Raw genomic sequence first — 10808 nt, 5'->3', positions numbered from 1 at the left:
GGCCCGCACCGGCGGGCCACGATCCTCACCACGCTCGCGGTCGTCGTGGCCGGCAGCGCGCTCACCGTGCTGCCGCTGCCGTTCGCGTGGCTGCTGGCCGGCCGGGCGGCCCAGGGCGTCGGGCTCGGGCTGACGGCGCTGATGATGGGCGTGGCCCGGGACCACCTCCCCGAGGAGCGCAGCGCGGCCGTGATCGCCCTGATCTCGGTGGTCTCGATCATCGGGGCCGGCGTCGGCTACCCGCTGGCCGCACTGCTCGCCGAGCTCGGCGGGGTACGGGCCGCCTACGGCCTCGGCCTGGTCGTCACCGCCGCCGCCCTCCTGACCGCGTGGCGCTCCATACCCCAAGCTCCCGAAGGCCGCTCCGCCCGGGTGAACGTGGCAAGCGCGCTCGTCCTGGCCGCTGCGCTGCTCCTGGTGCTGTTCCTGGCCGGCGAACGCACTCTGTGGAGCCGCCACCTCGCCGTTGCGGCGGGCCTCGCCGTCGTCGCGGTGCTGCTGCTCTGCGCCTGGGCCGTTATCGAGCTGCGCAGCACCGCGCCCCTGGTCGATGTGCGGGCGGTGCGCCACCCGGCAGTCGCCGGGGCGAACCTCGCCATGTTCGTCGGCGGGATCGGCATGTACCTCCTGCTCACGCTCATCACCCGGTACGCGCAGACGCCGCACGGCGCCGGCTACGGCTTTGGCCTGACGACCTTCGTCGCCGGTCTTGTCCTCATCCCGTTCTCGGTCCTTGGGTTCGTCGCCGGCAAGCTCACGCCGCGGGTCCGGACGCGGATCGCCGACCCTCTGCTCCTGGCCGGCAGCGCCGTCGTGGTCGGGGGCGGGTTCGCCCTGTTCGCGGCGGCCCGGTCGAACCTGGCCGAACTGTTCGCGGCGATGGGCGTGCTCGGCTTCGGCGTCGGCGGCTTCGCGGCCGCGATGCCCGGCGTCATCCTGGCCGTCACCCCCACGAGCGAGACGTCCAGCGCCATGAGCCTCAACTACGTCGTCCGCAGCGTCGGGTACTGCCTGGGCAGCGCCATCGGCGGCCTGATCCTCGCCGCGGGCACCGCCCCCGGCCACCTCTTCCCCGGCGACAGCGCCTACACCGCCGCGGCGCTGGTCGGCACCGGCGCCATGGCGATCACGACGCTGACAAGCCTCGCGCTCGCCCGCCGACGCTCCACCGAGACCAACCCGTACGTCAGACACGCTAATCCGAACACTGGAGGTTCCATGCCCAAGGCCTACTGGGTCAGCGTCTACCGCACCATTGCAGACCCCGGGAAACTGGCTGCCTACAACAAACTGGCCCGCCTGGCCGTCGAGCCCGCGGGCGGCCGGACCATCGTCCGTGGCGGTCGGGTCGTGGCCTACGACGCCGGAATCGCCGAGCGCACCGTCCTGGTCGAGTTCGACAGCTTCGAGCAGGCCGTCGCGGCACGCGAGAGTGCGGCCTACCAGGAGGCGCTGGCCGCCCTCTCCTACGGCGTCGAGCGCGACTTCCGCATCGTCGAAGGCCTCGACTGACCGGGGCCCGTGCCGGCAAGGAACCGCACCGTCGTAGCCAACCGCCGATGCGGGACCAGTACTGGCCGGTGGTCTGCTCGCGGAGCTAGCCCAGGAACGAGCTCAGGGCTGCATTCACCTCGTCTGCGTGCGTCCAGAGCAACCCGTGCGGGGCGCCCTCGATCTCCACGTACTGGGCCTCGGGCAGGTCCCGCCGAAAGCGGCGGGCGGTGGCGTCGATGGGCAGGATCTTGTCGGCTGTGCCGTGCAGGATCAGTACCGGCTTGCCACTGGCGCGGACCGCTTCGGCGTCGGTGCGGAAGTCTTCGATCCAGGCGGGAACGACCGCGTAGGCCGCCACGGGGGCACTTGACGTCGCCACGTTCCAGCTCGCGGTGACGGCCTCCTGGCTGATCCGGTGGCCAAGGTTCTCCTCGAGATCGTAGAAGTCCGAGAAGAATTGCGTGTACCAGGCGTACCGGTCGTCTTTCGCCGCTGCCTGGATTCCGTCGAAGACTTTCTGCGGCACGCCCTCGGGGTTGTCGTCGCGGGCGACCAGGAAGGGTTCGAGCGAGGCCAGGAACGCGAGCTTGGCGACTCGTTCATGTCCGAATCGTGCGACGTAGCGGGCGAGTTCGCCCGTGCCCATCGAGAAGCCCACCAGGACGACGTCGCGCAGGTCGAGCGTCTCCAGGACGGTGTTCAGGTCTGCGGCGAAGGTGTCGTAGTCGTAACCGGAGTTCACCTTGGACGACTGGCCGAAGCCCCGGCGGTCGTAGGTGATGACGCGGTATCCGGCGGCCAGGAGACTTCGCGTCTGGCGCTCCCAGCTGTGTCCGTTCAGTGGGTATCCGTGAATGAGGACGACGGGCTGGCCTGAGCCCTGGTCCTCGTAGTACAGCTCGACCGGCGTGCTGTTTTCTTTCCCTACGGTGATGTACCCCATGTAATCGTCCCTTTCCGGGTCGCTGCGGGCGTCAAGGCACGGAGGATCAGATCCCCTGTGTTCCTTGCTTACTCTCGGGCCGGCGTGAGCGCATATCCGCTTTCGCGTCTTCGACGGCTGCGACCGTGGGGCCCGGGTGTTCCGAGCCCGGCGTCTACGACCCGTTGTGCACGAGCTCGTACTGCAGCGCACCCGACGGACAGCGCCGCACCACCTCGGCCAGGCGCCCGGCCTCGGCGCCGTCGGGACGGATCCACGGACGCCCGGCCGTGTCGAAGACCTGCGGCAGGCCGTTGACGCATTCGGCGGCGTGCAAGCAGCGCCTTGCTTCGAAGGTCACGGTGATCAGCCGACCCTCGTACGCCTTCTTCTCGGTTCCGCCGCTCATACCGGCCTCCGTCGTTTCTCTCGCTTGTGCCCGGCTGTTCAGTCGCTGACCGTGCTGCGGGACTGGTACAGCAGGTCCTGGTACTCGGGGTGCCGGGCGATCCACCCCGCGAAGAACGGGCAGGTGGCGAGCACCCGCAGGTTCGCCGCGCGCGCCTCGTCGAGGGCGGTGCGGGCCAGCGCCGACCCCACTCCCCTGCCCTCGTACTCCGGCGCGACCTCGGTGTGGACGAACGCGACGAGTTCCGTCGTGCGGATGTACTCCGCGACGCCCGCGGCCTCGGACTCTGCGTCGACCCGGGCCTCGTACCGCCGGGCTCCGGGAACGTCGCTCACTTCCACTGCCATGTGTCCTCCATATGTCCTCGGCGCGGGCCTCGTTGCACATAGGCTCCGCTTGGTTGATACGTCGGCTTGACCGGCATCGGCCGAACAGATCGGCACTGTCGGGGGCAGCACGGGGCGGGGCGGGGCGCCGTCGTCACAACCCCGGCGAACCGGAGAAGGGCCCGTCAGGATGTCCGGCAACCCGCCCCGCCCCGGAATACCGGGCGGCAGCGGTGTCAGGCCTCGCTGCCCGCAGGCGTGGCCAGGAGCTGCATCTCCCAGGCGAAGGCCACACCGCTGGCACCACCGTGCTGCGCCTGGACCTCGGCGACGCCCGGCACGGTCTTCTCGCGGGCCCAGTCGCGCTGCCACTCCCCCAGCACGGCCATCCAGGTGATCGGCACGACGCCCGCCTGGACCATGCGTCGCACGGCCATGTCATGGGCTTCCTTCGAGGCGCCGCCCGAGGCGTCGGTGACGGCAAAGACCTCGAAGCCCTCGCCTGCTGCCTGTATCGCCGGCATCGCGACGCATATCTCCGTCCAGAGGCCGGCGATGATCAGCTTCTTGCGGCCGGTCGCCTTGACGGCATCGACGACGCGCTCGTCCTCCCAGGTGTTGATGAAGGTCCTGTTGATCGGCTTCTGCTCCGGGAACACATCCTGCAACCCCTTGATGAGGTAGCCGCCGCGCTCCTCCAGAACGGTCGTCAGGATGGTCGGCACGTCGAACACCTTGGCGGCCTTGGCGAGGCCGACAGCGTTGTTCACGATCATCGTGGGTTCGTGACTGTGCAGGTTGGCGAACTGGAACGGCTGGTGGTCGATCAGGACGACGACGCTCTCCTCGGGCGTCAGCAGGGCCTGCAGTCCGGACTTCGCTTCATTGCTCATGGGGTCCCTCTCCGGGTGCTTCATGTCTGCGAGATGTCTGCGGGGTCGAACGGGACTTCGTCGCTCTTGATGCAGGCGATACAGCCGCCCGTGTCCTCGTCGGCGCCGCGGGGGCAGGGTCGGCCGAACAACACGCTCAAGCGGTTGAGGCAGCCTCACTACCTGGCGCGGCCTCCGCATCGGCGGCGGTCCGCAGTACCGGCAAGGGCTGCCCGCCTCAACCCGACTGGATGACGTGTCATCTACATTAGAGACACCAGGTTGACGCGTCAACTAGATGCCGGGGCCGGCCCGCCAATGGCCAGCCGGACTCAACTGGCGCCGCCGCGTGGCGACTTACGCGGAGCCCACGGCGGAGCCAACCCGACCACCCAATGCGGCGCAGGCCGCGAGCGACCCGGCCGACGCCGGCATGCCAGCCGAGGCTTGCAGGCAATGAGGCGTCGGCGATGCCGACACCCCAACCCCCCAAGCACCCCCGGACATTCCGGGCATCACGCGGAATCGGCCACGTCAACGGGATAGATGAGCTGTCAACGTTTTCGCTACACTCCATCAATGAACGCAACGCCTCGCTGGCTGACCTCGGAGCAGAAGGCCGCCTGGGACAGCTTCATCCGCATGCAGGAGACGCTCATCGGGCGACTCTCCCGTCGGGTCCAGGCCGACTCGCACATGTCGGCCGCCGACTACATCGTGCTGGTGAGTCTTACCGAACGGGGCGGCGGACGGATGCGCTTCCTGGACCTGGCGAAGATGGTGGAGTGGGAGAAGAGCCGCATGTCCCACCAGGTCCGGCGGATGATGAAGCGCGGACTGGTGGACAGGGAAGAGTGTCCCGACGACGGACGCGGAGCGTTCATCGTCGCTACTCCGGACGGCTACAAGGCGATTGAAGAGGCCGCGCCCACGCACGTCGCACACGTCCGCCGACTGTTCATCGATGCCCTCACCCAGGAAGAGCTCGACACGCTCGCCCGGATCTCGAACCGCGTCCTCGAGCACATGAAGAAGCAGCCCGACTGACCGGTCCGAGCCCTCTCGCACTGCCCCGCATCCGCAGGGGAACAGCGCAATCTTAGTTGATGCATCAACGGCCACCGAGGGCGAGGTCGCCGACTCGTCAACGGTCGCGACCGAGGGGCCAACCGGTCGCCGACCGGCGCCGCCGAGGCCGTGCGCGCCGCATCAACTTCCGCCGCCGAGCGGGCAGATCAGCCCCCTCGCACCTACCCCCGCCAGCTTCAGTTGACGTATCAACTACGCCGATGGTTGTCTTGCCGCTGAAGCCTCCTCCCGCGGAGGAACGACGGCTCAGTGACCATCCCCAGGAGTTGCGATGGAATCCCGTGTGGCCGACAACCCCGGCCGATCGCGTTACGAGGTCTTCGACGGCGACGAGCTCGCCGGCTTTACCGAATACCACCGCTACCAGGACGAGATCGCCTTCATTCATACGGAGATTGATCCGCGATTCGAAGGCCGGGGCCTCGGCGGCGTACTCGCCCGCGCGGCTCTCGGTTCGGCCAGGGAGCAAGGGCTCGGGGTGCTTCCCTTCTGCCCCTTCATTCGTGGCTGGATCAGCAAGCACTCCGACTACGCCGACTTGGTGCCGCAGGGGCAACGAGCACGTTTCCGGCTGTGAGCGGGGCCGCGCCGGACACGGGTCAACCCCAGAGGCCTGATGAGGTCCAACCCGCGTCCGGGTCCACCTGGCATACGAGAAGGGGCCGGACCGGGCGGCACGCCTCACCCGGCGCATCGAGTTGCCGGGCGACCTCGACGACGATCGGCGTGCGCGGCTGCTGGAGATCGCCGGCCGGACACCCGTCACGCGGGCGGTCCGGGGCGAAGCGCCCGTCGTGCCCGCACCAGGGCGCCCGCGACGGCACAACTCCTTGCCACGGAGCCCCACTTCGACAGAAGGGACGCAGTCGCCATGAGTGACCTCGACCTCCAGCCCGGCCTCCGTGAGTGCGGAGGCCGGGCTGATGTGTCCGCAGCGCCCGTCAGGGAGCTGCTGGACCCGCGTGAGGCGAGCCTGGGCCCTACGGTCGTGCGCAGGCTGCTGCCGAATCTGGGACGACGGATGGTGGGCGCCTGGTGCTTCGTCGACCACTACGGCCCCGACGACATAGCCGAAGAGCCCGGCATGCAAATGCCGCCCCACCCGCACATGGGTCTGCAGACAGTGAGTTGGCTGCACGAGGGCGAGATCCTGCACCGCGACAGCGTCGGCAGCGTGCAGGTCCTGCACCCCCGCCAGCTCGGTCTGATGACGTCGGGACGGGGCATCGCGCACGCCGAGCAGAGCACCGCGCCACACCCCCGGCTGCTCCATGGCGCTCAACTGTGGGTCGCGCTGCCCGACGCCCACCGGCACACCGTGCCCGCCTTCGAGCACCACACCGACCTGCCGATCGTCACCGCCCCCAGGCTGACGGCCACCGTCATCATGGGCACACTGGACGGCGCCGTCTCGCCGGGCAGCACATATACGCCGCTGGTCGGCGCGGACCTCACGCTCACCGAAGGCGCCGACGTACGGCTGCCGGTGGAGCCGGACTTCGAATACGCCGTGCTGACGATGTCCGGGGCCACCGAAGTCGATGGAGTGCGTCCTGCACCCGGCTCCATGCTCTATCTGGGCGCCGGACGTTCCGAGCTGCCGCTGCGCGCCCTCAGTGACGCCGGGCTGCTGCTGATCGGAGGTGAACCGTTCGAAGAGAAGATCATGATGTGGTGGAACCTGATCGGACGAACGCAGGAGGAGATTACCGAGGGGCGGGCGGCCTGGATGTCAGGTGACCGTTTCGGGACGGTCCACGGCTACGACGGCTCGCCGTTGCCCGCACCCACCCTGCCGGTGACCCCGCTCAAGCCCCGCGGCCGTACTCGCTGACCGAGCACATCGGGGCGCTCGGCCGTGGGGTCTGAACGTCCGCTGCGCCGATGTTCCCATCGTCAGCGGGGCGCGGGCCAGGCCGGGTTCTCCAAGTACGAGGACCTCGCAGCGCTCTCGGCGCGGCAGCACGTCTGCTACTGCACCGTGGTCTTCGATGAGTTCGAAGGGCGCGGCCTCCCCGGCATCCTTGCTCGCAACGCTCTGAACACCAGCGTGCAGGCGAGACGTCGCATCGTGGCCTGCCCCGACGTCAAGAAGTAGCTCTCCGCCCACCGCGACTTGGACGAGGCGACCGACCCGGTGTGCCCGGAGCATGTCCAAGCTCTGCGCCAAGCCGCACGAGCACGCACCCCAGCCACCGGCCGCGACGCCTCTCCCCCTTGCGACAGAAGGATCTGCCTCATGAAGACCCCCGTGCCCGACTATCTGGACGAAGTGCTCGACAACCTGCGTGACGACACCAGCGGTGCGAACGCCGACTACATTCCCGAGCTCTCCGAAGCTGATCCGGAGCGCTTCGGCATGGCGCTGACCACGACACTCGGTCGCACCTACGCCGCTGGCGACGCCGACACCGAGTTCTCGATCCAGTCGATCTCCAAGCCGTTCGCCTACGCGGCCGCCATCATCGATCGTGGCCTCGACCGCGTCCTGGATGCCGTCGGGGTCGAGCCATCCGGTGAGGCCTTCAACGAGCTGTCCCTCGAAGGGGGCACCCACCGGCCGATGAATCCCATGATCAACGCCGGGGCCATCACCACACATTCGCTCCTGGTCGGCGCGGAGGCAGGCCCGGACGATCGCGTCAACCGTGCCGTGGCGTTCTTCTCCCGCCTCGCAGGCCGGGACCTGCGGATCGACGAACGTGTCTGCGCCTCAGAACTCGCCTCTGCACACCGCAACCTTGCCATCGCCCACATGCTGCGCACCTACGGAATCCTCGACGGGGACGTGCCTTCCGTCGTCGAGGGCTATACGCGCCAGTGCTCGATCCTGGTCAGCGTCCGGGACCTCTCAGTGATGGCGGCGACGCTCGCCACCGGAGGTATCCAGCCCATCACCGGCGAACGGGTGATGGACCCCGCCATCGCCCAGCACGTCATGGCCGTGATGGCTGCGGCCGGGATGTACGACGCGGCGGGCGACTGGCTCACCAGCGTGGGCATCCCCGCCAAGAGCGGCGTCTCCGGGGGCATTGTCGGTGTCCTGCCCGACCTCGTGGGCATCGGAACGTTCTCCCCGCGCCTGGACTCCCACGGCAACAGCCAGCGCGGGCGCCTCGTCTTCGAGCGGCTCTCCCGGGACATGGGAATGCACCTGTTCTCCTCCGACCGAGGCCGGCTCGATGCCGTCGACATGAACGAATCACGAGGAACGGTCACCTACACCCTGCGGGGCAACGTCCAGCTCACCGCCGCTTCGGAGCTTTTGGACCTGATGGCCGACTCGGACGGCACAGCCGACGTCGTACTCGACGTCACCAAGGTGCATTCCTTCTCCGATCTCGGCCGCCGCATGTCGCTCGAAGGACTGCGCCGCCTGCGGCTGGACGGCCGCAGTGTCGCCGTCCGCGACCCCGCGGGCGTGCTGCCGAACCCTGACCTGGGTGACGGCAGCTACCCGGACGTCTTGTAACCGGCCCCCGAGATCTCCTGTCGGCGGCGCGGAACAGGGAAGTACGCCAGGAATACCGCCAGACGAAGTGCGCCAGGATCACCGTCAGGCGCTGGCGGCGGGGCAATCCAGGTCAGCCGGCCGCCTGTCGGCGCGTGTCGCCTCCGGCCGATCCTTGCCTCTCGTGCTCCGCACGCGCCGCCTCCAGCAGATGCCGCCAGGACGTCACCGTGGGACGCCGACGCAGGAGCGCACGCCGCTCCCGATCCGTCATCCCGCCCCACACACCGTGCTCCATGCGGGAATCGAGCGCGAAAACAAGGCATTCGGTGCGCACCGGACAGCCCGAACAGATGGCCTTCGCCCGGTGCTGCGCCGCGCCCTCCACAAAAAGATCATCCGGATCCGCGGTCCGGCACACCGCCCGCGCCGTCCAGGATCCCTCAATTGCCGAGCCCAACTCCATCCGTCCTCTCCCCGATCCACCCCGCCGCGCCAACCCCGGCGGGAAGCAATGCCGAAAAGGTATGCCGCCCGCACGTGAGGCGGGAGACCGCGATCCGGCAACAACCCCTCCGAGTGACCGGCCTCTTGACGTACCAGGCGGTATCACCAGACCGCACGAAGAAGGTTGGTTTCGGGGCGCCGCCGTCGCCGGGACGCGGGCCGCGCCGCTCTCCATCTCCCCTCGGACCAGGCGACACCGGCTCCGGCCTGCACCGCAGGGCCCCGGATGCCGCCCTCCGGGGTGTGACGGCCAAACGGGTCCAATTCCGCAGCCTTGCCACCCGGAAAGCGCCCTGCTCAAGAGTCCGCGAGGGCACGACCGGGACGTCGCGCGATCCGTTCACCGTCCTGCCCCTCCTCGTCGACAAGGCCGAACAGCCGGTGGTCCACCACCACTTTCAGCTCGCGAGACGCCACCAGTCGGGGCATACGACACCTCCTGAGACCGCTGTCAACGATGACACTCTGCCGCAGGACCCGCCCCCTGTGCCACGGCCGGCCGGGCCGGCGCTGCGCCTGCGTCCAACAACGCTTCCGGCAGGGACGGTGACCGGGCGGCACCCTGCGTCAGCAGCGAGCAGGCACTACGGGCTCCCCCGCGAGCTGCTCCAACCGCACGGCCGTCTCGCCCCTTCAACAGCCGCACCCAGCACACGCTTCAACCGGGATCAAACCGAACCCTCCACAACGTCTCCCGCGAACTGTCCCAATGCACTCACAGGCCCCGGTCGTGCGTGCCAAACTGCCAGAAAGGCTTCCTGTACGGGCGGTGCGGCGGGGACGCGTCCAACCCCCGCGGTCTTCGGGACACCGTCGGATTTTCCCGCGGCCCCTTCCCCTCTCCCGTTCCCTATGAGGCAGGCAGGCAGACATGGGTAGCAATTTCGCCGTCGGTGACCGGGTCACCGCCCTGGTCGACCTGGGCCGGGGAGTCACGAAAGGCACCCACGGAACGGTGACCTCCGTGTCGGCCTTCCACGGGCTTGTCACAGTCCGCTTCCGCAACGGCACTGAGCTCCCTTCGATCAAGCTGCACCAGATCACGCACGCCTAGGAGGTGAGGTGGTCATGCGGGGCAATCCGCCCAAACCGGTGCGAACTACCCAGTGGCTGGCCTGGGCTGCGCTCCAGGTGTGGTTCACGCCGTTCGGGATCCATGCCTACAGGGATTTGTCCGCGCCCCCGCGGAGCATCGGAGGCAACTGGGCCCTGGCCTTTGCGGCCGTACTGATCGCCATTCCCACGGTCCATGGCCTGGCACTCTTCCAGCAGGTCCTCGAAATCCGCCGCTACCACGAACGGCTGCGAAAGGCTTATGCCCGCCCCCTGTCTCCGACCTGCGAGGGGTGCAACGCCAGGCCGTGCTCGTGGAATACCCGCACTGGCGAATGGATGGACACCTGCTCCGGTTGCCGGGGTGACCAGTACTTCGACAATGACCACATGATCGGCTAGCTGTTCCGGACGAGGTGCGCAGACGTGTCGGTTGGCCGGTGACGGTGAGCTGCCCATGTGGCCCCTGGATTGAGCAATCGAGCAGAGGCGTCCGGCTGCGGACGCTTTCCTGATCGGAAGAGAACGCCCACGGCCTTTACCGTCTTGCTGTGGCGTCCCGGAACGGCCAGCCGGCGCCCGCCCCGGTTCGCCAGCTTCCGCAACTCGGCACAAGTGCCCAGCCATCGGCCGCCAATGGTTCGACAAATGACGGCGATTGACCGCCCGTTGACGTGCGCCGCCC

Annotated in this window: 13 protein-coding genes and 1 pseudogene; 9 read left to right on the top strand and 5 right to left on the bottom strand. The window is 68.6% G+C overall.

What is annotated here, in order from left to right:
• Positions 1-21 precede the first annotated feature (21 nt).
• Positions 22-825, top strand: a pseudogene (locus ACQKIP_RS28610) (MFS transporter); the annotation flags it as partial.
• 393 nt (positions 826-1218) lie between these two features.
• Positions 1219-1512 carry a DUF1330 domain-containing protein gene (locus tag ACQKIP_RS28605; RefSeq protein WP_427744511.1) on the top strand — a complete coding sequence of 98 codons (294 nt, stop codon included), beginning with the start codon at positions 1219-1221 and terminating at the stop codon, positions 1510-1512.
• An 85-nt stretch (positions 1513-1597) separates the two neighbouring features.
• Here the strand turns inward: ACQKIP_RS28605 and ACQKIP_RS28600 are convergent, their stop codons facing one another.
• The 4 genes from ACQKIP_RS28600 to ACQKIP_RS28585 all read right to left on the bottom strand — a co-directional run bounded on the left by ACQKIP_RS28600 (position 1598) and on the right by ACQKIP_RS28585 (position 4044).
• Positions 1598-2437 carry an alpha/beta fold hydrolase gene (locus ACQKIP_RS28600; RefSeq protein WP_365856964.1) on the bottom strand — a complete coding sequence of 280 codons (840 nt, stop codon included), beginning with the start codon at positions 2435-2437 and terminating at the stop codon, positions 1598-1600.
• Positions 2438-2591: 154 nt separating this feature from the next.
• Complete coding sequence (locus ACQKIP_RS28595) at positions 2592-2825, bottom strand: (4Fe-4S)-binding protein (protein WP_365856962.1); 234 nt, start codon at positions 2823-2825, stop codon at positions 2592-2594.
• A gap of 38 nt (positions 2826-2863) precedes the next feature.
• Complete coding sequence (locus ACQKIP_RS28590; RefSeq protein WP_365856960.1) at positions 2864-3172, bottom strand: GNAT family N-acetyltransferase; 309 nt, start codon at positions 3170-3172, stop codon at positions 2864-2866.
• Between the two features lie 215 nt (positions 3173-3387).
• Positions 3388-4044: a hydrolase gene (locus ACQKIP_RS28585; RefSeq protein WP_365856958.1), complete on the bottom strand. Its 657-nt coding sequence runs from the start codon at positions 4042-4044 to the stop codon at positions 3388-3390.
• A gap of 558 nt (positions 4045-4602) precedes the next feature.
• Between ACQKIP_RS28585 and ACQKIP_RS28580 the strand changes: the two genes are divergently transcribed.
• From ACQKIP_RS28580 to ACQKIP_RS28560, 5 genes are all read left to right on the top strand, one after another.
• Positions 4603-5070 carry a MarR family winged helix-turn-helix transcriptional regulator gene (locus tag ACQKIP_RS28580; RefSeq protein WP_365856956.1) on the top strand — a complete coding sequence of 156 codons (468 nt, stop codon included), beginning with the start codon at positions 4603-4605 and terminating at the stop codon, positions 5068-5070.
• A gap of 313 nt (positions 5071-5383) precedes the next feature.
• The gene (locus ACQKIP_RS28575; RefSeq protein WP_365856954.1) at positions 5384-5689 is read left to right on the top strand and encodes a GNAT family N-acetyltransferase; all 306 of its coding nucleotides are present in this window, start codon (positions 5384-5386) and stop codon (positions 5687-5689) included.
• A 294-nt stretch (positions 5690-5983) separates the two neighbouring features.
• Positions 5984-6946 carry a pirin family protein gene (locus tag ACQKIP_RS28570; RefSeq protein WP_427744507.1) on the top strand — a complete coding sequence of 321 codons (963 nt, stop codon included), beginning with the start codon at positions 5984-5986 and terminating at the stop codon, positions 6944-6946.
• A gap of 24 nt (positions 6947-6970) precedes the next feature.
• Complete coding sequence (locus ACQKIP_RS28565; protein WP_365856950.1) at positions 6971-7210, top strand: hypothetical protein; 240 nt, start codon at positions 6971-6973, stop codon at positions 7208-7210.
• Between the two features lie 141 nt (positions 7211-7351).
• The gene (locus ACQKIP_RS28560) at positions 7352-8584 is read left to right on the top strand and encodes a glutaminase (RefSeq protein WP_365856948.1); all 1233 of its coding nucleotides are present in this window, start codon (positions 7352-7354) and stop codon (positions 8582-8584) included.
• Positions 8585-8696: 112 nt separating this feature from the next.
• On the opposite strand, the gene ACQKIP_RS28555 is transcribed toward ACQKIP_RS28560, so the two are convergent.
• Positions 8697-9029 carry a WhiB family transcriptional regulator gene (locus tag ACQKIP_RS28555; RefSeq protein ID WP_365856946.1) on the bottom strand — a complete coding sequence of 111 codons (333 nt, stop codon included), beginning with the start codon at positions 9027-9029 and terminating at the stop codon, positions 8697-8699.
• Positions 9030-9941: 912 nt separating this feature from the next.
• On the opposite strand from ACQKIP_RS28555, the gene ACQKIP_RS28550 reads away from it, so the two are divergent.
• A complete protein-coding gene (locus ACQKIP_RS28550) occupies positions 9942-10124 on the top strand; it encodes a hypothetical protein (protein WP_365856944.1) in 183 nt (60 codons plus the stop codon).
• Positions 10125-10138: 14 nt separating this feature from the next.
• Positions 10139-10525: a hypothetical protein gene (locus tag ACQKIP_RS28545; protein ID WP_365856942.1), complete on the top strand. Its 387-nt coding sequence runs from the start codon at positions 10139-10141 to the stop codon at positions 10523-10525.
• Positions 10526-10808 lie beyond the last annotated feature (283 nt).

Source organism: Streptomyces sp. NPDC059900 (assembly GCF_050270335.1).
Classification (GTDB): Bacteria; Actinomycetota; Actinomycetes; order Streptomycetales; family Streptomycetaceae; genus Streptomyces.
The sequence above is the reverse complement of the archived record's forward strand: the minus strand, read 5'-3'. Positions and strand labels throughout refer to the sequence as shown.

Coding starts and splice junctions, on each gene's coding strand:
- ACQKIP_RS28595 (WP_365856962.1), bottom strand. CDS start 2,825: ATGAGCGGCGGAACCGAGAAGAAGGCGTACGAGGGTCGGCTGATCACC.
- ACQKIP_RS28590 (WP_365856960.1), bottom strand. CDS start 3,172: ATGGCAGTGGAAGTGAGCGACGTTCCCGGAGCCCGGCGGTACGAGGCC.
- ACQKIP_RS28580 (WP_365856956.1), top strand. CDS start 4,603: ATGAACGCAACGCCTCGCTGGCTGACCTCGGAGCAGAAGGCCGCCTGG.
- ACQKIP_RS28600 (WP_365856964.1), bottom strand. CDS start 2,437: ATGGGGTACATCACCGTAGGGAAAGAAAACAGCACGCCGGTCGAGCTG.
- ACQKIP_RS28545 (WP_365856942.1), top strand. CDS start 10,139: ATGCGGGGCAATCCGCCCAAACCGGTGCGAACTACCCAGTGGCTGGCC.
- ACQKIP_RS28585 (WP_365856958.1), bottom strand. CDS start 4,044: ATGAGCAATGAAGCGAAGTCCGGACTGCAGGCCCTGCTGACGCCCGAG.
- ACQKIP_RS28575 (WP_365856954.1), top strand. CDS start 5,384: ATGGAATCCCGTGTGGCCGACAACCCCGGCCGATCGCGTTACGAGGTC.
- ACQKIP_RS28550 (WP_365856944.1), top strand. CDS start 9,942: ATGGGTAGCAATTTCGCCGTCGGTGACCGGGTCACCGCCCTGGTCGAC.
- ACQKIP_RS28560 (WP_365856948.1), top strand. CDS start 7,352: ATGAAGACCCCCGTGCCCGACTATCTGGACGAAGTGCTCGACAACCTG.
- ACQKIP_RS28555 (WP_365856946.1), bottom strand. CDS start 9,029: ATGGAGTTGGGCTCGGCAATTGAGGGATCCTGGACGGCGCGGGCGGTG.
- ACQKIP_RS28605 (WP_427744511.1), top strand. CDS start 1,219: ATGCCCAAGGCCTACTGGGTCAGCGTCTACCGCACCATTGCAGACCCC.
- ACQKIP_RS28570 (WP_427744507.1), top strand. CDS start 5,984: ATGAGTGACCTCGACCTCCAGCCCGGCCTCCGTGAGTGCGGAGGCCGG.